Origin of the sequence: Mannheimia kashgarensis (assembly GCF_041807705.1) — a bacterium.
In the GTDB taxonomy this organism is placed as follows: Bacteria; Pseudomonadota; Gammaproteobacteria; order Enterobacterales; family Pasteurellaceae; genus Mannheimia.
Genome location: NZ_JBGTYY010000001.1, coordinates 184,229 through 202,591 on the forward strand (window position 1 = coordinate 184,229; position 18,363 = coordinate 202,591).

At 40.5% G+C, this 18,363-nt stretch carries 20 protein-coding genes and 1 other RNA gene; 7 read left to right on the plus strand and 14 right to left on the minus strand.

What is annotated here, in order from left to right; genetic code table 11:
- Positions 1 to 270: 270 nt before the first annotated feature.
- Positions 271 to 483 (plus strand): cold-shock protein, encoded by a 213-nt coding sequence (locus tag ACERCF_RS00900; RefSeq protein WP_373610331.1) that lies wholly within the window; start codon positions 271 to 273, stop codon positions 481 to 483.
- A gap of 50 nt (positions 484 to 533) precedes the next feature.
- Here the strand turns inward: ACERCF_RS00900 and ACERCF_RS00905 are convergent, their stop codons facing one another.
- Together ACERCF_RS00905 and proC are read right to left on the minus strand one after the other, a co-directional pair.
- Complete coding sequence (locus tag ACERCF_RS00905; protein ID WP_373624286.1) at positions 534 to 1,691, minus strand: 3-phenylpropionate MFS transporter; 1,158 nt, start codon at positions 1,689 to 1,691, stop codon at positions 534 to 536.
- Entirely contained in the window at positions 1,688 to 2,506 is an 819-nt protein-coding gene (proC, locus tag ACERCF_RS00910) for a pyrroline-5-carboxylate reductase (protein WP_373624287.1), read from the minus strand. The genes ACERCF_RS00905 and proC overlap by 4 nt, the downstream gene beginning before the upstream one ends.
- A gap of 87 nt (positions 2,507 to 2,593) precedes the next feature.
- Here proC and rdgC point away from each other — a divergent pair, with 87 nt between their 5' ends.
- Genes rdgC through argE form a run of 4 tightly spaced genes read left to right on the plus strand, consistent with a single transcriptional unit; the run spans position 2,594 to position 6,095 of the window.
- Entirely contained in the window at positions 2,594 to 3,502 is a 909-nt protein-coding gene (rdgC, locus tag ACERCF_RS00915) for a recombination-associated protein RdgC (RefSeq protein ID WP_373624288.1), read from the plus strand.
- A 21-nt stretch (positions 3,503 to 3,523) separates the two neighbouring features.
- Positions 3,524 to 4,129, plus strand: a complete 606-nt coding sequence (locus ACERCF_RS00920; protein WP_373624289.1) for a beta-phosphoglucomutase family hydrolase — start codon at positions 3,524 to 3,526, stop codon at positions 4,127 to 4,129.
- Positions 4,130 to 4,141: 12 nt separating this feature from the next.
- Positions 4,142 to 4,936 (plus strand): DUF998 domain-containing protein, encoded by a 795-nt coding sequence (locus ACERCF_RS00925; protein WP_373624290.1) that lies wholly within the window; start codon positions 4,142 to 4,144, stop codon positions 4,934 to 4,936.
- 13 nt (positions 4,937 to 4,949) lie between these two features.
- Entirely contained in the window at positions 4,950 to 6,095 is a 1,146-nt protein-coding gene (argE, locus tag ACERCF_RS00930; protein WP_373624291.1) for an acetylornithine deacetylase, read from the plus strand.
- A gap of 77 nt (positions 6,096 to 6,172) precedes the next feature.
- Here the strand turns inward: argE and ACERCF_RS00935 are convergent, their stop codons facing one another.
- From ACERCF_RS00935 to ACERCF_RS00960, 6 genes are all read right to left on the minus strand, one after another.
- Positions 6,173 to 8,107 carry an autotransporter outer membrane beta-barrel domain-containing protein gene (locus tag ACERCF_RS00935; RefSeq protein WP_373624319.1) on the minus strand — a complete coding sequence of 645 codons (1,935 nt, stop codon included), beginning with the start codon at positions 8,105 to 8,107 and terminating at the stop codon, positions 6,173 to 6,175.
- 9 nt (positions 8,108 to 8,116) lie between these two features.
- Positions 8,117 to 8,359 (minus strand): hypothetical protein, encoded by a 243-nt coding sequence (locus ACERCF_RS00940; RefSeq protein ID WP_373610324.1) that lies wholly within the window; start codon positions 8,357 to 8,359, stop codon positions 8,117 to 8,119.
- Between the two features lie 193 nt (positions 8,360 to 8,552).
- Positions 8,553 to 9,143 carry a division/outer membrane stress-associated lipid-binding lipoprotein gene (gene dolP, locus ACERCF_RS00945; RefSeq protein WP_373624292.1) on the minus strand — a complete coding sequence of 197 codons (591 nt, stop codon included), beginning with the start codon at positions 9,141 to 9,143 and terminating at the stop codon, positions 8,553 to 8,555.
- Between the two features lie 9 nt (positions 9,144 to 9,152).
- On the minus strand, positions 9,153 to 9,737 hold the full coding sequence (locus ACERCF_RS00950; RefSeq protein ID WP_373610322.1) for a D-sedoheptulose-7-phosphate isomerase: 585 nt from the start codon (positions 9,735 to 9,737) through the stop codon (positions 9,153 to 9,155).
- A 6-nt stretch (positions 9,738 to 9,743) separates the two neighbouring features.
- Positions 9,744 to 10,130 (minus strand): YraN family protein, encoded by a 387-nt coding sequence (locus ACERCF_RS00955; protein WP_373610321.1) that lies wholly within the window; start codon positions 10,128 to 10,130, stop codon positions 9,744 to 9,746.
- The gene (locus ACERCF_RS00960) at positions 10,105 to 11,826 is read right to left on the minus strand and encodes a penicillin-binding protein activator (RefSeq protein WP_373624293.1); all 1,722 of its coding nucleotides are present in this window, start codon (positions 11,824 to 11,826) and stop codon (positions 10,105 to 10,107) included. Before ACERCF_RS00960 ends, ACERCF_RS00955 begins: the two co-directional genes overlap by 26 nt.
- Before the next feature lie 73 nt (positions 11,827 to 11,899).
- Here ACERCF_RS00960 and rsmI point away from each other — a divergent pair, with 73 nt between their 5' ends.
- Positions 11,900 to 12,772: a 16S rRNA (cytidine(1402)-2'-O)-methyltransferase gene (gene rsmI / locus ACERCF_RS00965; protein WP_373624294.1), complete on the plus strand. Its 873-nt coding sequence runs from the start codon at positions 11,900 to 11,902 to the stop codon at positions 12,770 to 12,772.
- Between the two features lie 53 nt (positions 12,773 to 12,825).
- Here the strand turns inward: rsmI and ACERCF_RS00970 are convergent, their stop codons facing one another.
- The 6 genes from ACERCF_RS00970 to ACERCF_RS00995 form a co-directional block, all read right to left on the minus strand.
- Entirely contained in the window at positions 12,826 to 13,986 is a 1,161-nt protein-coding gene (locus ACERCF_RS00970) for an MFS transporter (RefSeq protein ID WP_373624295.1), read from the minus strand.
- 155 nt (positions 13,987 to 14,141) lie between these two features.
- Positions 14,142 to 15,656 carry a sodium/proline symporter PutP gene (gene putP, locus ACERCF_RS00975; protein WP_373624296.1) on the minus strand — a complete coding sequence of 505 codons (1,515 nt, stop codon included), beginning with the start codon at positions 15,654 to 15,656 and terminating at the stop codon, positions 14,142 to 14,144.
- A gap of 85 nt (positions 15,657 to 15,741) precedes the next feature.
- Complete coding sequence (locus ACERCF_RS00980; protein ID WP_373624297.1) at positions 15,742 to 16,524, minus strand: IclR family transcriptional regulator; 783 nt, start codon at positions 16,522 to 16,524, stop codon at positions 15,742 to 15,744.
- Positions 16,521 to 17,096: a 5-formyltetrahydrofolate cyclo-ligase gene (locus ACERCF_RS00985; RefSeq protein WP_373624298.1), complete on the minus strand. Its 576-nt coding sequence runs from the start codon at positions 17,094 to 17,096 to the stop codon at positions 16,521 to 16,523. The genes ACERCF_RS00980 and ACERCF_RS00985 overlap by 4 nt, the downstream gene beginning before the upstream one ends.
- A 2-nt stretch (positions 17,097 to 17,098) precedes the next feature.
- A non-coding RNA gene (gene ssrS, locus ACERCF_RS00990) (6S RNA) lies at positions 17,099 to 17,294 on the minus strand.
- Between the two features lie 99 nt (positions 17,295 to 17,393).
- On the minus strand, positions 17,394 to 17,687 hold the full coding sequence (locus ACERCF_RS00995) for a cell division protein ZapA (RefSeq protein ID WP_373610314.1): 294 nt from the start codon (positions 17,685 to 17,687) through the stop codon (positions 17,394 to 17,396).
- Between the two features lie 77 nt (positions 17,688 to 17,764).
- Here ACERCF_RS00995 and ACERCF_RS01000 point away from each other — a divergent pair, with 77 nt between their 5' ends.
- A complete protein-coding gene (locus ACERCF_RS01000) occupies positions 17,765 to 18,322 on the plus strand; it encodes a UPF0149 family protein (protein WP_373624299.1) in 558 nt (185 codons plus the stop codon).
- The last annotated feature ends 41 nt before the right edge of the window (positions 18,323 to 18,363 follow it).

Here is an 18,363-nt window from a genome sequence, read left to right on the forward strand (position 1 = left end):
GATTTATAAGGCTTCGTCCATATAAATCGCATATTCCTATTATAAAAACGATAGACTATTTTTCATTTGAATGTTCAGAAAAGTATAAAAATAATTTGATTAAAAAATGAATAAATGCTCTAATGGCAAAAGCTGTTCGTGCGTTAATTAAAGTTGAATCTTTTTAGTTATTTTCTTCAATAAATATTGGGTAAGTGATTGATAGATACGCCTGTAATATCCCGTTTAGCTATCTTTTATCACTTTTTACATTTATATGAGGAAAATCCTATGTCAGCAGTTACTGGTACAGTGAAATGGTTCAATGCAACTAAAGGTTTTGGTTTTATCACCCCTGATCAAGGTGGCAAAGATGTGTTCGTTCACTTCTCTGCAATTGAAGCAAACGATGGTTACCGCACATTAGCAGATGGTGCAAAAGTTCAATTTGAAATCCAAGATTCAGAACGTGGTGCATCAGCCGTAAACGTGAAAACAATCTAATTAATACGATTTCAACGAAAATGCCGACACAATGTCGGCATTTTTTATACTTACTTCAAAATCTGCACGTCAAATTTTTTCGGCACAATAAACATTGCCGGCACAACAAAAGCCGCCATTAACCAGAAGGTTAAGCTTGGCGAATTCTGGTAGATCATACCTGCTACAAAAGTAAATATCGCCATAAATGCACAGCTTGCTAAACCAAAATATAAACCTTGTAACTTCGTAATATGTTCTGCTGATTGCATTGAAATATAACGAATCATCGCAATATGAGAAGCCCCAAAGGTAACTGAATGTAGAAGTTGAGCAAAAATCATCAATGTAATCTCTGTGCTACTCCCCATAATTCCCCAGCGGATAACAGCAAACACCGCAGATAAAATCATTAAATGGCTGATTTTCCAGGACTTAAACAGCTGCTTAGAGACCAAAAAGAATAAAATCTCGGATACCACCGCCAATCCCCAAAACAAACTGGCCATTTCCGTTGAAATACCTGCATTTGACCAATGAATAGTACTGTAAGTGTAATAGGTTGCGTGGGAAGCGGAAATTAACGAGACGGCAACCAACATTCGCAACGTGGACGGCTCTTTTAATAAGGCTAAATAAGTAACAGTAGAGCTATTAGTTACTACATTTTTGTCTTCAAAACCAACAGTAGGCGTAGCGAATTGCCCGATACCAAACAAGACCAAAAAGCCGATAATCACCCAAACCACCACATCTTCGCCTAACTGCCCGATAAAATAGCCTCCACAAAGTGAACCAACCACAAAGGCAATTGAGCCGAAAAGTCTGGCTTTTCCGTAATCTAAACCGATTTGCCGTTGCCAGATAGACGCAATACTGTCTGCAATCGGCATCGCCCCTGAATTGAACATTTGAAACAGCATTAATACAGGAAAAATCAGCCAAATTGAATTGCCTGAAAATGCCAACACAATGGCAACTGCAATATTCAGCCACGTTAAGGCTCTTGCGGTTGGAATGAGCTGATTTACCGCATTTACCCACTGCGAAGCCAACATACTGCCGCCAAAGCGAAACAGATAACCTACTGCCGCTAATAAGCCGATAATTTCCGTAGAATAGCCGTGATGTTTTAGCCAAACAGGCAAAAACGGTAATATCACGCCATAAGCACAGAAAAAGCCGAAATAGTTAAATGCTGTCCACTTAAACGGCGAAACCGCTATCATAAGGATTTCTCCATTTCCTCAGCTCGGTAAATTGCCGCCCACATTGCTTTATCTACAGTTTCAGTTAAATTTTGTTGTTCAAATACTTCTAAAGCCTTTGCCGTTGTGCCACCTTTGGAGGTTACATTTTCTCGTAAAGTTGAAAGTGGAACGGTTGGATTTGCCTCCACCAGCTTTGCCGCTCCAAGTGCCGCAGATTGCACAAGCAATCTCGCATCTTGCTCGGAGAAGCCCATTTGCATCGCACTTTGCTGCATAGCCTCCATAAAACGGAAAAAATACGCCGGGCTTGAGCCGGTAATCGCAATAATGTGGTTGATTTGCTCCTCTCCTTCCACCCAATAACATTTTCCCACCGCAGACATCAATGTTTGAGCAAATTCACAAGCGGTCGAATTTACTGATTTTTTTGCAAATAGCCCAGTCACTCCCTCGCCAATCAAGGACGGCGTATTTGGCATTGTGCGGATAATATTTTTCGCCGTTGATAATAATTCTTCCAAGCGTTGAACTGAAATCCCTGCCGCCACAGAGATCACCCATTTATTTGAAAAATCGACATCAGCAAATTCCGCACACACCTCCGCCATCATCTGCGGTTTAACCGCCAGCACAACAACCTCTGCTTGCTCCACTGCTTCACGATTTGCAAAATTTGTGAAAATTCCGACCGCTTGTAATTCCTCTCTGCGAGCAAGATTGCTCTTATTACACGCAATGATTTGAGAAGCTGGATAACCGCTTTTCAATAAACCTTGAATAATCGCAAATGCCATATTACCTGTGCCGATAAAAGCAAGTTTTTTACTGTTCATACGCAAATCCTCTACTGTGTTTGGGTTGGCTCTGTTAGAATAGCCTATTCTACACCTTAAAAGATTTCTCTAAAAGGACAGGCAAAAATGGTTTTCTTCAAAAATGTGATGATTTATAAATTAACCAGCGAGCTTTCGCTTGATAGCAAAAGCCTTGATGATTTACAGCAAGAGACAAAATTCACCCCTTGCACGCAATTTGATATGAGTAAATTTGGCTGGTCTAGCCCGTTGAAAGGCTCTGATTTACTTCATTTTTCACAAGGTAACCAATTTTTGCTGGTTTCACATAAAGAAGATAAATTACTGCCTGCAAATGTTGTTAAAGCGGAAACCGAGCAACGCATTGCAGAATTAGAAGAAAAAGAAGCTCGCAAGCTCAAAAAAACGGAAAAGCAAGCGGTAAAAGATCAAGTGGTATCGAACCTGCTGCCTCGTGCCTTTAGCAAACATCAATTTACCGCTATTTGGTTGGATTTAGACAATCAGCTCGTGTATGTTGATGCCGCTTCAAGCAAACGAGCGGAAGACACGCTTGCCTTACTGCGTAAAACGCTTGGCTCATTGCCTGTTGTGCCTATTTCATTCACATTACCGCCTGCAGAGGTAATGACAAACTGGGTGGCAAAAGGGCATACGCCAAGCTGGCTAACTTTATTAGAAGAAGCAGAGCTGAAATCCTTCGATACCGACAGCGTTATCCGCTGCAAACGCCAAGATCTAGAAACCGAAGAAATCGCCCAGCACTTACAAGCGGGTAAATTTATCACAAGACTTGCCATTGAGTGGGAAGCTCATTTCTCTTGTGTGCTTAATGAAGATGCTACCCTTTCTCGCCTGAAATTTGCCGATGAAGTGCGTGAGAAAAATGACGATATTCTGAAAGAAGATGTTGCTCAACGTTTTGATGCCAATTTCTTACTAATGACAGAAGAACTCAAAACCTTTACTGCCAAAATGATTGAAGAATTTGGTGGACTTAAAGCCAGAATTTAGAACCAAAATTTAGGGAAAACAATGTTAGATCAAGCCATTATTGACCAATATGATGCCCTCATTTTTGATATGGACGGTACATTAATCGACACAATACCAAGCCACGCCAAAGCGTGGGAAATGGTGGGTGACGTTTTAGGTTATCCGCTCACTTCTGATGCTATGATGAAACTTAGCGGCTCAACCACCTTTATTATTGCCCGAGAAACAATGAAGCGTGCTAATATGCCTGAGCATTATTTTGATGAAGTGGTGAAATTAAAACGCCAATTTGGTATGGAATTAATTCCTGAAAATGCCACGCTACTGCCCGCTTTTGAGATTGTGAAAGCCAATTTCGGCAAAAAGCCAATGGCAATCGGCACCGGATCGCACCGTGCAATGGTGGAATTATTAGATGAAAAATTTAATTTACGCCATTATGTTTCGGTTATTGTAGATTCCGACGATGTAATCAACCACAAGCCTTCCCCTGATACATTTTTAAAATGTGCTGAAAAACTGGGCGTGCCTGCTCATCGTTGCTTGGTATTTGAAGATGCTGATTTGGGCGTACAAGCTGCCCTTAGCGGTGGAATGGACGTGTTCGATGTGCGAACCAATACTATTACCCACGCAACTCATTAATGAAAGGTTGTTATGAAAACAGAGTGGATTAAAAACTTCGTACAAAAATTAATCGCAATTTCAAAAGCGGTGGAAAACTATTTTACCAGCGGTTCATTTGGGGTGAAATTTTACCCGTTTCTAATGCACCCTTGCTTTCGCAAAAGTTGTGCGTTTCTAGTATCTATCATTGCGATTGTTTCTAGTTTCAGCGGTGTATTTTATCTGTTGGCAGAACATATCACGATTTTATTTAGTGAAAGATCGCTTACCACCTATTTCCACCATAGCACTTTAGAATTGCTTGTGCCTGTTGGCACAATGATTGACGGAAAAGTTACCGAACTTTCGCCGCTCTCCATCGTAATGCGGACAATGTTTGTGATACAAGCGGTCGTTTTTTTCTTTATTTATGCAATCGGCATTACCCACATTACCCACAATAAGCTGCGTGTTATCGGCTTAATCTTAGCTCTCGGTTTTGCGATTGGTTGCTCATTAATTTCGGGCATTCAGCCTACTTCACGCAGCGAATTTGGCATTTATAATTTAGGGGCAAGCATTACTTTCTTTATTGGCAACTTAACGCTAATTATTGCAGGGCTCGATATTTACCACCCGACAATACGTTTTTTCAAACGTTTTAGCATTACGGCAGGTATTATCGGGGCAATTTGTATTTTGGTTACTATGTTCCTGCCGACGATTTTCAGCCCATTAATTGAGCGAGCTGGCATTTACACCATTATGATGTGGGAAATTTTAGCCGGTTTTGCCATTATCAAACGGTTAAGAAAAATCCCGTCCTTAACACAACATATAGAATAAAACAGGATAGATTATGAAACACAACATTCCATTTATTAATCGCTACGCACAATTGATTGAGTTACCAACCATTTCCAGTTTAGTGGCAGAACACGATTTATCAAACCGTGCATTAATTGAACTACTCGCCACTTGGCTTGCCGATTTTGGCTTTAAAACTGAAATTTTAGCAGTTGAAGGCAGCCGTAATAAATATAATTTGCTTGCCACCTACGGCGAGGGCGAAGGCGGATTATTACTAGCAGGACACACCGACACCGTGCCGTTTGATGATGGCAAATGGACGTTCAATCCGTTCAAACTAACCGAGCAAAACGGCAAACTTTACGGCTTAGGCACAGCAGATATGAAAGGCTTTTTCGCCTTTGTGGTGGACGTGGTCAGCCAAATTGACTTCTCACAAATCAAAAAGCCGATCCGAATTCTTGCTACCGCCGATGAAGAAACCACAATGCTCGGGGCAAAAACTTTCGCCCAGCACACTCACATTCGCCCAGATTGTGCGATTATCGGCGAACCAACCTCACTCAAGCCAATTCGAGCTCATAAAGGGCATATGGGCGAATCGGTCAGAATTACTGGCAGAAGCGGACACTCAAGCGACCCAAGCAAAGGCATTAACTCCATTGAGCTAATGCACGAATCTATCGGTTATTTGATGAAAATGCGTGATGACCTGAAAGCGAAATACCATAATCCGCTTTTCCAAGTAAGTCACCCAACAATGAACTTCGGTAACATTCGTGGGGGCGATGCCATTAACCGTATTTGTGCTTGCTGTGAATTACAGTTTGATATGCGACCATTGCCAAATATGCCGTTAGCTGATTTATACGCAATGGTTGATGAATACTTAAAACCGATGATTGAGCAATATGGCGATTTAATTGAAATCCGCCCAATTCACGATGGCATTCCAGGCTATGAATGCGAGCATTCTGCTCAAATCGTGCAGGTGGTTGAAAAGCTACTCGGCGAAGAATGTGGTTCAGCAAACTACTGCACTGAAGCTCCATTTATTCAACAACTCTGCCCAACACTGGTGTTAGGGCCGGGTTCGATTGAACAAGCCCACCAGCCTGATGAGTTTTTAGAAACCAAATATATTGAACCGACAAAAGAGCTATTAACAAAGTTGATTTATCATTTCTGTCGATAAGATAAAAAGAGGGGCAAATTACAATTTGCCCCTATGTTTTTACAAGCGGTAGAATTTACCCGATTTTTTGCAAATTATTACCACTGATAACGATAATTCGCTAATACACTAAGTGGCTGCTTAAATTTACTACCCGAAGTAACCGAAGCCTCTAAGCCTAAGCGGTGGTTGCTGTTGCCTGCTGTTAAACCTAATGCGGTTTGTACTCTGCCTTTGTTTTCTGCCACATCAAATTGATATTGATTCACTCGCACTTTCGCATTATTTGCTTTTTCCGCAATCGCATTTACTTCCGCATAAGGTTGTAGATTCCAACCATTATTCAATGCAAAACCTTTTGCTACACGCACACCTGCACGGGCAGTAAAGAGATTTAAACGGCTCTCATCGGCTTTGCCGTTAATGGTATGGTAGGCAAGCTGAGCTTGTGGTGTAACGCTCCAATCATTGCTCAACGCAAAACGTTTGCCGATTTCGCTTGAAAGGCTAAACCCATTGTATTTACGTTTTTCATCAACAAACTTAGCAGTTAGATGTTCATATTTTGCGATGTTATCCAAATACCAACCCTGTTCATTTGCAAAAGTTGCGTATAAACCAACCGCTTGTGAGCGCAATTTACCTTTGCTGTATTCGCCATTAAAATCGACATCAGCACGGCTTGCACCGACAAATCCACCTAAACGAAGGTTGTCATTAATAGCACGATCTGCCCCAAGTTGTAGGCTGTGAGAATCCATTTCAAAACCTGAAGAACGGCTATCTACCGCCACATTCTGGGCTTTGGCTTCACTACGGCTATTGTTATTTTTTACCCACACATTGCTTAATTTATCGGTTTTCAACTCGCCTAAACGTTGATGAATACCTTGTAAATTTTGGCTAAGCAATGCACCTTGAGCTTGGCGGAGAGAGACAAGAGCGTTTGTTTTCTCACTTAATGCTTTCAATACAGGTGCAACAACAGGTTGGCTAGGCTGTGTCGGTTGAGGCTGTGTCGGCTGAACAACAACTGGCGGAGTTGGAACAACAGGTTTTGGCTGAACCACTGGCTGAGTTGGTTGAGGTTGTGTTGGTTGAGGTTGTGTTGGTTGAACAACAACTGGTGGGGTTGGTTCAGTAGGTGCTGGCGTTACAGGCTTGGCAAGGGGCGTAGGCTGAACAGGTGTATTTGTAACACTTTCAGCTTGGCGGTTTGCTAATACCCAGTTTGTTCCCTCTTTATTTAGGCGATAACGATACGCCCCTGCATCAACATAATCACGATCTTTTAAGCTAAATTGAGCTTGACCTGTTTGCGTTTCAACAAGTGTTACTTTACCATTCGCAGCATTTGGCTCATTTCCGCTATCTTTAATACCTAATGTGAAATTACCGCTATCATCGCCTTTTACCACAATTTTGTCAGATTGTTGGTTAGCAAGATCGGTGTTGAGATCGAAATGACCGTTGCCTGATAGATTTTCATAAATAGTTAAAGTTTGAAAACCTTGACTATCATCTAACGTAACTTGGCTGTTATCTAATTTAAGATTAGATACACTATTATGTGTAACATCTCCACTTACTGGATCTTTAGCAATTGGAACAAACCAAGATGAAGAAGTTAGATTAATATCACTTTTAGATATTCCAGAACTATCAGCAAGAGTAATTATAGGGCCAGAAAGTTTAGAGTTATTTGCTACAATATTGACTTTATCATCAGCAATTATTCCATCTTCATCATCACTTGGTATCCCTACAGCTATAATCAGTGGGGCTTTTATAGTAGAGTTTTCTAAATTAATATCAAAATTTGCATATTGTTTGACTTTCCTACTTGTTGACCACCAAGAGCCAAAAATAGAATCTTCGGAAGATATACTAGAGTCTTTAGCAATAATAGAGGCTAGAGAACTTTGCTTTTCTGTAGCGTGAATAGATATAGTATGAGCTTCACCTGTTGATGCTAAAGAAACATTATCCAGGGTAAGTTTAGAAATACCACTTTCTCCTTCTGAGATTCGTATTGTATCTGATTAGAAATTTCCATCAGCTATATTCTTACGAGTGATTTTGCTGTTTTTAATCTCTACATCAGAATCTGAAATAGCTATAACATCGCCTTGAAAATCGCCAGAAAGAGTTAGATCTGAATCTTCAAGTCTTAGCTTGGAATTTCTGATATCTAATAAGGATTGCTGTCCTAAAGAGAAATTCGATGTTAATTCCTTACTTACAATGCACGATTTCAAATTGCCATTTTGCTCTTTTTCTATCAATAGAGGAAGCCCACAATCCTCAGTAAATCCTTGTGAAGCAGCTCCTAATAAAGCAATAGAAATAGCAGAAAGTTTAAAAATATGATATTTTTTTCATAATTTTCCCTCTAAGATTTTAAATACAAGCGGTTAATTTTCCCTAAAAATTTACAAATCAACGAAATAAGGCGAACACTGAGGTTCGCCTTATCAATTACTGTGCATAGCTAAATACTTTAACAACTTTTGTTACACCACCTACATTACGAGCTACTTCTGCGGCAGCATCAGCTTGAGCTTGGCTTACTTTGCCCATTAGGAAGACTTCGCCGTTTTCGGTGACCACTTTCACTTCGGTGGCTTTTACTTCGCCATTTACCAGCAGTTTGGATTTCACTTGGGTGGTAATCCAACTATCTTGTGTAATCTGTCCAAAACCGATTTTTTCGCCTTGTCGGATTTCATTATAAATTTCTGTTACCCCTTCCGCTCCTGCGGCTAAATTTTTGGCATTTTCTACTACGTCCATACTTGGTGCTTGCCCGATTAATAACACTTTTCCGTTGTAAGCGACTACATTAATGCGGGCTTCTTCTTTAATTTGCTCGTCTTTATTGATGTTGTAAGCCACTTTTTCTTCTAAAATTTCATCATCAACTTGTGTGCCTGTTGAGCGTGGATCTGTCGCCACTTTGGTTGCCACTGCCGCTGAAGTGACTACTGCGGTGGTAATACAGCCTTGTAAAGACAGAAAACCTAGAGTAAGCAAACCTGCTTTAAGTAGTTTTTTTGCTAAATGTGTCATAATCTCTCCCTACGAGAAAAGTAAATGGTCGATAAGTTCACAGAGTAAATTAGTATAAAAATGATGGCTTTCAATCACTCTCAACTCATTGGTTGAAGGGGCTGAAATTTCAATATCACTTTCATCTAACAATCCGAGTGTGTGGTCATTACTGCTACCCGTAAGTGCAATAATGTCTAAATCTAAATGTTGATTTTTCGCCGTATGAATAGCTTGCAATATACATTCTTCATTACCCACAGGCGAAAAAACAATAAAGAGATCACCTGCTTTTGCAACAGCTTGTAACTGTTTTTTATAAACGGAATCCAGCTCATTATCTTGTGCAAAAACGCCTGCTAATATGCCATTAAGTTGTAATTGCACCGCTGAAAAACTCGGTCTTGCCAGTTCATAGCGATGAATTAAGTGGCTAACCAATAGTGCCGCATTGCCGTAAGAACGCCCGTGTCCGCACACAATTACTTTATCACCACGCAATAAACACGCCACAATGCGGTTTGCAGCTTCACTTAATTTATTCGGTAATAATTCTGCTGCCGAAATTTGAGTTTGAATACTTTCGGTAAATCTATCTTGGATTTTATTTAACATCTTAATCTAACCTAAAAAGTTAGGAATCCATAATGGGGGTTGATTGCCCTCAAAAGCCACTACATCAAAACGGCAATTTGCGGTATCTAAACTTTGATTTTGCTTGAGTAGCCACATATTCGCCGCATTTTGCCACTTCTGTTGTTTTCGGTAATCAATGCTTTCAACGGCTGAACCATAGCGATTGCTTTTACGCTGGCGGACTTCCACAAAAACAGTGGTTTGCCCGTCTTGCATAATGAGATCTAGCTCTCCGCCTTTAAAATGTTGGTTAGCGGCAACAAAACGAAGCCCTTGCTGTTCTAAAAATGCTCGGGCTTTTTGTTCATAAATAGAGCCTTGTTGCCGTTTACTCACAACTTGGCTATTAATAAGCCTGTTGAATAGCCCCATTTTGATATTGCAACCAAGATAAACTGCGTTCGATATTACAATTTTGCCCTGCTTTTAATTCGCCTGTTAAGCCTGAAATTTTATAGCCCGGAATATGGCGGAACTCGTTAAATTTCGTTGCCAAAGACCACGCATCAGCCCCCATTGCATATAAACGCATCATTGAGAAATCACTATTGGCTAAATTTTCCGCTTTTTGATATTCGCTGGAGGTCATATCTGCCAATAATGGCACTTCGCTAAATTTCACACCTTCCATTGCAGTATAAAAATCAATGCCGTTATTTGGTGAATTGCTGCGAGATGAAGTATAAATTGCCAAGCGATCTTTTAAATTAGAAGTATCAATACCTTGTTTAATTTCCACCACTTGTTCCGCACCACCTAATACATACAAGCCAGCTTTAGTTACCCTTGCATTTTGAATAGAAGCCACTGAATCAAGCGGTTGGTTGTAGTAACGTACATCAGCATCAGTGCCACTTAGCTGACGCCAGCGTTTTGAAAAGGCTTCTGCCGAACGATGGCCGAAATCATCTTGCGGAGCAGCTACAATAGCCACTCGATGACCATCACGGTACATTTTTTCTGCACCTGCTTGAGCTTCAGATTCTGGCGATAAGCCGTAATAGCAAACTTGAGCAATATTGCGAGCGTTTTCTGTTGCATTTAATGCTAATACGTTAATATTTTGAATTTCAGGGCTTAATAGCATTTCATCGACACGAGATTTCAGCAATGGCCCAACAATAATATTCGCCCCTTGTTGTTTTGCTTGGGCAATTAATGAATTTACATCAGATGAGCTTGTATCAAACGTCTGAACGAGCGTTAGGTCATCTGCTTTCGCATCATTAAAACCACGCTGAATAATATCGCCTAAAATTTGAGCATCGCCACTTAGTGGTAATAACAAGGCAACGCCATTTAATTGGGTTTGTTGGAAGTTATTCACACCTTGTAATTCTGTCGGCATAACCGCAACTGCACTGTGGCTCGGGTATTGATTTTTCCAGTTATTAATTGCCTGTGGCATTTGAGCAGGTGTAGTCACATTTTGGTTATAGAGATTAATTAACGCTAACCAACCTGCAAGCTCCATTTCGCCCGCTTCAGGCACTGTTTTTTCTAACATACCACGATTAGCATCACGCAAGGTTTGCCAAATAATATCGTTATTTTGTTGGCGTTCACGATTCATTTTAAAATAACTATTCAACTGCGATCTTGCACGCACGATGCCGATCGCATCATTTTGATTCGCTGCAATTCGGGCTTGGGTTTGAATATAACGTAAACGTTGGGCAGAACTTAATAATGGCTGTTGAATTTCTCTTAACTGACTGGTTGCTTGTTCGTTCTTACCTTGTAATGCTGCAAGCTGAGCAGACACTAACTCATACTCTAATTTCTGCACTTCATTCATTTCAGCGATTTGAATTTCGCTAAAGGTATTTTGTGCTTCGTATTCTTTGTTTTCATCAATTAATTTACGCACTGCAAGCAGCTGGTATGAAATTTTATCTTCTTTGGCTTTAGTTTGATCCGCTTTATTGATATAAAATTCTGAGCTTGAATAAGCCTCATCTTTAATAGATTCGGTGATAGGGTTTACTGATGTACAGGCAGAAATGAAGAGTGCGATAGCAGTAGGCACAAACGCCTTTTTCATCGTTGAATTTAAAATAGTTGCCATTGTATTTTCCTCGATAGAATATAATGTGCTAAATTTAATGTGAAATCTTACTTATCAAATGAGCTAAAAGCAAATGAAAAACAGACAAAATTCATCTGAAATCAATCCAGACTACGGAATTTTATATATTGTAGCCACTCCGATTGGCAATTTAGGCGATATTACCCAACGTGCATTAGATACCTTATCTTCTGTTGATTTAATTGCCGCTGAAGACACTCGCCACAGCGGATTATTGCTCAGCCATTACGGCATTAAAAAGCCGTTTTTTGCCTTACACGACCATAACGAACAACAGAAAGCGGTCGTTTTAGTGGAAAAATTAGCAAAAGGCGACAATATTGCGTTAATTTCAGATGCCGGCACGCCACTCATTAGCGACCCGGGTTTCCATCTTGTTCGACATTGTCGTCAAGCTGGTGTGAAAGTTGTTCCTATTCCCGGTGCTTGTGCGGCAATTACGGCATTATGTGCATCAGGCATTGCATCAGACCGTTTTTGCTTTGAAGGGTTCTTGCCTGCCAAAACAAAAGCCCGTTGCGATAAATTAACCGAATTAGAAAATGAACCTCGCACGCTGATTTTTTATGAATCCACCCACCGTATTTTAGACACCCTTGCGGATATGCAAAAAATCTTTGGTAACGAGCGTTATGTGGTAATGGCTCGTGAAATTACCAAAACCTGGGAAACCATTTACGGTGAACAACTAGGTAATTTAATCGAATGGCTGAATGAGGATAGCAACCGCATTAAAGGCGAGATTGTGCTGATTGTGGAAGGAAAACAACAAAATCTCGAGGAAGCATTTTCCAGCCAAGCAATTACATTACTTAAACGCCTCTGCCAAGAACTGCCTTTGAAAAAAGCCGCCGCCATTGTGGCAGAAACTTTCGGCTATAAAAAGAATGCGTTGTATCAGTATGGGTTAGAGCATTTTGAATAGATACAAGCGGTGGTTTTTTGCTAATTTTTTGCAAAAAACCACCGCTTGTTAGCTTATCTTGCGGTTTTGCGTAATAAGCCTCTGTAGGCGTAAGCCATTAGGGCAAACATCACGAGCAAATAAAGCGGCAGTAATTTAATACTTATCGCATTAGCTATTAACCCAAAAAGCGGTGGCATTAATAGTACACCAACATAAGCACTTGCCATTTGAATGCCGATAACAGATTGTGATTTGTCTTCGCCGAAGAAATCAGGTGTAGAGTGAATTAAGCACGGAAAAATCGGGGCACAGCCAAGTCCGATGATAATCAAACTAGCAAGGGTAACATATTTTCCGAAAGGCAAACAAAGCATTGCAATGCCGAGCAAAATCAAGCCAAAGCCCAGTTTAATCATCTGATGATTGTTCAATTTTAATGTTAGAAATCCGCTAATGCCTCGCCCAACCGTAATGCCAATAAAAAAGATACTACCAAATGCAGCCGCTTGCTCTAAGCCGACACCTTTTACCATTACAAAATAGCTACTCGCCCAAAGCCCAGCGGTTTGCTCTACGCCACAATAACCGATAAAGGCTAAAATGCCGTACTTCACGCCCGGAATGTTAATCGCTTCTTTTAGGCTGACAGGTTTTGCGGATTCATTCATTTCTGCTGTGGTTTTCTTGCGAGATTTCCAGAAAGGCAGAGAGCAAAACAGGATTATCGTTAGCCCGATTTGTAGTAGAGAAATCGTGTAATAGCCACCTTCCCAGCCTCTGCCTTGCAATAAAGCGATACCTAAAATATGCGGCCCAATAGATGCCCCAACGCCCCACATACAATGTAGCCAATTCATATGTCGGCTAGCGTAATAGACTGCCACATAGTTATTTAATGCAGCATCAACCGCTCCTGCCCCTAAGCCGTAAGGAATTGCCCACAAGCACAAAATCCAGAAAGAATCACTAATGGAGAAGCCCCACAAGGCGAGAGCCGTTAAAGCCACGCTGATGACCATCACCTTGCCTGTGCCGAGATGGTAGGTCAGCTTATCTGACATCAAACTTGAGGTAATGGTCCCAATCGACATAATCATTGAAACGACACCTGCATAAGAGAGCGGCACAGCAAGCTCTTGGTGCATAGAAGGCCACGCCGAGCCTAAAATAGCATCGGGCAAGCCTAAACTGATAAAACAGAGATAAATAATCGCAAGGAGGAGGTTTGTCATAGTGTTTACAAGCGGTTACAAAAAGCATCGCTTTTTGAACGTTGGCTCAGCCAACGGCAGCGAAGCTGTGAACAATCCTTACAAGGATTGTGAATAATTTTTACTAAAAATTTTGCAAAAAAGTGGCTTAAGGATCGCCCTAAGCCACTTTTATCTTATTTTACTTCATCGAAATATGCTTTATTTGCACGTTCAAAGGTGTCTTGCACTTCTCTGCTTGGTGCTGGCGTAATTAGCGATACCACAATAATCATTACCATTGCAGCAATAAAGCCTGGGATCATCGAATAAACCTCAGGCAAGGCAAACTTAAGTGTTATATCTGCCCAGAAGTGAACGATTAACGCTCCCGTTAGCATTCCTGCAATTGCCCCGAAGCCGTTCATACGTTTCCAGAAAAGGGAAAGTAGCACTACAGGCCCGAACGCTGAACCAAAGCCCGCCCACGCATTTCTTACTAAACCGAATACTTTGCTGTTCGGATCTTGGGCGATATAAATGGCTAGAGCAGCTACCGCAAGCACCATTAAACGGCTTAGCCAAACTAATTCTTTATCCGCTGCGTTAGGACGTAAAATGCCTTTATATAAATCTTCTGTAACCGCACTTGAACAAATCAGTAATTGAGCTGAAAGTGTACTCATTACCGCAGCAAGAATGGCTGATAATAAAATCCCTGCCACCCAAGGGTTAAAGAGTAATTTTGCTAATTCAATGAAAATTTGCTCTGGGTTTTGGCTCACATTTCCTGCTTGCTCTGGATTACCGAAGAAATAAGCCATACCAAAATAGCCAATGCCAATCGCCCCAACTAAGCAAATAATCATCCACGTCATACTAATACGGCGAGCTTTTTCGAGCGATTTCACACTTTCCGCTGCCATAAAACGCACCACAATGTGTGGCTGCCCAAAGTAGCCTAATCCCCACGCCATCAAGCTAATAACGGCCAAAATGCTCGTGCCGGTAAAAATATCGTTATAATCTTTTTGTGCCATTTCGCCTGCACGATCGATTAAGGCTTGCATTTCATCAAAACCACCTAAGTTATACATTACAAACAGAGGCGTTAGAATTAAGGCAAAAACCATCAATGAGGCTTGGATGGTATCCGTCCAGCTTACTGCTAAAAATCCACCAATAAAGGTGTAAAGAATAGTTGCTACTGCCCCATACCAAATTGCTTGGTGGTAAGGTAAACCAAAGAGGTTTTCAAACACTCTCGCACCAGCTACTACGCCTGATGCACAGTAAATTGCAAAAAAGAGTAAAAAAATGACCGCTGATAAAATCTTAATTAATTTTGTTTTATCACCAAAGCGGTTGTGGAAATATTCGGGTAAGGTTAAAGCATCGCCGCTGTGTTCGGTGTGCGAACGTAATCTGCCTGCTACTAATTTCCAGTTCAGATAAGCTCCAATAGTTAAACCAATGGCAATCCAGCCTTCAATTAAACCACCTGCATAAACTGCTCCAGGTAATCCCATCAGCAGCCAGCCCGACATATCTGAAGCCCCCGCCGATAATGCCGTTACAAAACTGCCTAAACGGCGACCACCTAAAATATAGTCTGAGAGATTATTTGTGACACGATAAGCAATAAATCCAATTGCTATCATTCCTAAGATATAAACAACAAACATTATTGTTTTTGGGTCAAAACCAAACATTAATGAACCTCAAAATTGTATAAAATATCATTTCTAATCTAAAGGCTGCAAGATTACCTGAAATAATCAAAATGGCAATACCAAATTATCGTCCACCTAGTTCGGCTGAAATTTTTTCTGCTGTATCTTGAATAGCTGGCAGTAAATTTTCTCGCCCTAATTGGTTTAAACGAGCGGTTGAAAGTGAGACCGAAACCGCATAGTACACTTTCTGTTGATGGTCAAAAATCGGGCAAGCGACACAAGAAACGCCTAATTCGTTTTCTTCTGCATCCATCGCAAAGCCTTGTTTGCGAATGGTTTCCAGCTCTTTCTTCATTCCATCAATCGTGGTAATGGTATTTACTGTCAGTTTTTGAATTATAGAGGATTTTGCTTGCCAATATTGAGGGATATACTCTTCGGAATCATAAGCCAAGAAAAGTTTTCCCATACCAGAACAATAAAGTTGCATTTGCTGCCCGATATAAGCTCTGGTACGCATCATTCCTGTAGTAGCTTCTAATTTATTAATGAGGATTGCGTGATCTTTCTCTCGCATCGCAAAATTAACAGTTTCACCTAATTTTAAGTTCAACGCCTCTAAATGCGGTGCGGCGATGTGTAAGATGTTAATAGAGCTTAAAGCCCGTTGCCCAATCGCCAAACATTTTGTGGTTAAACGGTAGCTACCTGCGGTGGGTGCAGGGCGAATATACCCTTCTTGCTGTAAGCCTTGCAATAAACGATGTACCGTACTTTTATTTAAGCCTGAAAGCTCCGCTAAGTGAGCTAACGGACAGCCATTTGGGAATTTTGCCAATAACTCTAAAAGCGTTAAGCCTCGAATTAAACTTTGGTTTCCTGCGGATTCTTTCTTTTCACTCATTTTGATGCTCCCAAAATAATATGATTTAACGGCATATCCCAACTTTCAATCGGTAATTGTTCGACTTGCTGACATTCGTGAGCTAATCCCACGCTAATAATATGCGGTGCTTGAGCAAGGGTTCTATCATAAAAACCGCCCCCCATTCCCAGCCGATTACCTGCATTATCGCACGCCACTAATGGTGTAAAAATCATCTCTAATTCTTGCAATGGAATGATATTTCTGACATCTAGCACTGGTTCTTGAATGCCCAAGCGGTTAAATTTTAAAGACGTTTTGCAATGGTAATTTACAAACAATAATTGACCGCTTGTAAAAGGGTGGAGGATAGGTAAATAGAGTTTTTTGCCTTGTTCAAGCAAGCTATTCATTAAAGGGAGAGGAGAAATTTCACCGTTGAAAGGCAAATAAAAGGCAATATGTGAGGCTTGGTAAGATTCGATAAGAGAAATTGCGTGTGGAATAATTGAATGAGAAGAGTGAACTTGCTGGCTTTCACTTAAACTGAGGCGTTTAGCCCGCATTGATTGCCGTAGCTGATGACGAAAAAAGATTAATGAATTATCCATAATAAGTACCCGAAGTGCCGCTACCAGTAATGGTCCTTGAACCAGTCGGTTCAAGGGAGTCAAACTTAACCGTTTTTAGGCTTCTTACTCTTAAGTTTTAGCTTAAGGCAAGCTTGCTCACCAACAATTAGATGTCCAACTCAAAGTTTCAAATTATCGGCTCAGGGACGTAACCAATAACGTACACCCCAGGCAAGATTTATAGTAGCGGAATTTAATGATTTTTCCTAGTCTTTAATCAAATAAATTGCAAATTTTCGATTTCATAGCTCTATTCCTAATCACTTAGCTTAAAAATCAGCTATTTGATTGCAATTTACCTAACGAATTGTCTAACTGCTCAATACAGGCAACTAATACATTCTTATTTTCTGCATTTTGGCGTTGAGCCTGCTCTAATTCATAATTTAAATTCAGTGCTACAATCGCTAGCACCTTTTCAAGTTGAATAATGCCGGACTGCTCTTTCAATACCGCTACACGTTCTTCCAAACGCTGTGCTGATGCCAATAAATTTTCTTGTTGTTCGACAGGACATTGTAAGCGTAATACCTGCCCGAAAATCTGTAGTTCGATATTATTTACCGACATAAATACGAAATCCTCACTTTATCGCAAAATTTTTGCTATATTATGCCATTCTTTAGCAAAATCACAATAATGCAATTATGGCTATAACAACTTCTCAAGAATTTAAACAACTCATCACACAATTACAAATTGAAGACACTCCTGCGGAGTTTCACGGCTTCTTATGCGGATTGATTGCAGGTGGTATTCAAGATGATTCGTGGAAAACCTTAACCTACCAATTTACCAATGACGGACACGCATTTTTAGTTGAGCCGTTAAAACAACTCACCGAATTTTATCAACAACTTACTGAAAGTTTTTCTCAAGCCAATACGCTATTTAGCCTATGGCTACCTGAAAACGAAGAAGATGGCTTTGCTCTGGCTGATGGTATTTCTGAATGGACAAACAACTTCTTACTCGGTTTAGGCGTTGCTCAACCTAAACTTCAACAAGAAACTGATGAAGTAGGCGAGGCTATTGATGATTTAGATGAAATCGCAAAATTAGGGTACAATGAGGACGATAACAACGAAGAACTGCTTGAAGCAGGCGAAGAAGTGTTGGAATACTTACGAGTGTTAGCCCTATTCTTACATAGCCATTTTGCTTTGGGCGTGCCTAAAACAGAAGAAAAGCCACAATTACATTAATTAAATTAATAAATACAAGCGGTCAAATTTCATCTATATTT

Excerpts from the sequence above, each read along its gene's own strand:
- ACERCF_RS00900 (WP_373610331.1), top strand. The coding sequence starts at position 271 with ATGTCAGCAGTTACTGGTACAGTGAAATGGTTCAATGCAACTAAAGGT.
- ACERCF_RS00905 (WP_373624286.1), bottom strand. The coding sequence starts at position 1,691 with ATGATAGCGGTTTCGCCGTTTAAGTGGACAGCATTTAACTATTTCGGC.
- proC (WP_373624287.1), bottom strand. The coding sequence starts at position 2,506 with ATGAACAGTAAAAAACTTGCTTTTATCGGCACAGGTAATATGGCATTT.
- rdgC (WP_373624288.1), top strand. The coding sequence starts at position 2,594 with ATGGTTTTCTTCAAAAATGTGATGATTTATAAATTAACCAGCGAGCTT.
- ACERCF_RS00920 (WP_373624289.1), top strand. The coding sequence starts at position 3,524 with ATGTTAGATCAAGCCATTATTGACCAATATGATGCCCTCATTTTTGAT.
- ACERCF_RS00925 (WP_373624290.1), top strand. The coding sequence starts at position 4,142 with ATGAAAACAGAGTGGATTAAAAACTTCGTACAAAAATTAATCGCAATT.
- argE (WP_373624291.1), top strand. The coding sequence starts at position 4,950 with ATGAAACACAACATTCCATTTATTAATCGCTACGCACAATTGATTGAG.
- dolP (WP_373624292.1), bottom strand. The coding sequence starts at position 9,143 with ATGACACATTTAGCAAAAAAACTACTTAAAGCAGGTTTGCTTACTCTA.
- ACERCF_RS00950 (WP_373610322.1), bottom strand. The coding sequence starts at position 9,737 with ATGTTAAATAAAATCCAAGATAGATTTACCGAAAGTATTCAAACTCAA.
- ACERCF_RS00955 (WP_373610321.1), bottom strand. The coding sequence starts at position 10,130 with ATGGGGCTATTCAACAGGCTTATTAATAGCCAAGTTGTGAGTAAACGG.
- ACERCF_RS00960 (WP_373624293.1), bottom strand. The coding sequence starts at position 11,826 with ATGGCAACTATTTTAAATTCAACGATGAAAAAGGCGTTTGTGCCTACT.
- rsmI (WP_373624294.1), top strand. The coding sequence starts at position 11,900 with ATGAAAAACAGACAAAATTCATCTGAAATCAATCCAGACTACGGAATT.
- ACERCF_RS00970 (WP_373624295.1), bottom strand. The coding sequence starts at position 13,986 with ATGACAAACCTCCTCCTTGCGATTATTTATCTCTGTTTTATCAGTTTA.
- putP (WP_373624296.1), bottom strand. The coding sequence starts at position 15,656 with ATGTTTGGTTTTGACCCAAAAACAATAATGTTTGTTGTTTATATCTTA.
- ACERCF_RS00980 (WP_373624297.1), bottom strand. The coding sequence starts at position 16,524 with ATGAGTGAAAAGAAAGAATCCGCAGGAAACCAAAGTTTAATTCGAGGC.
- ACERCF_RS00985 (WP_373624298.1), bottom strand. The coding sequence starts at position 17,096 with ATGGATAATTCATTAATCTTTTTTCGTCATCAGCTACGGCAATCAATG.
- ACERCF_RS00995 (WP_373610314.1), bottom strand. The coding sequence starts at position 17,687 with ATGTCGGTAAATAATATCGAACTACAGATTTTCGGGCAGGTATTACGC.
- ACERCF_RS01000 (WP_373624299.1), top strand. The coding sequence starts at position 17,765 with ATGGCTATAACAACTTCTCAAGAATTTAAACAACTCATCACACAATTA.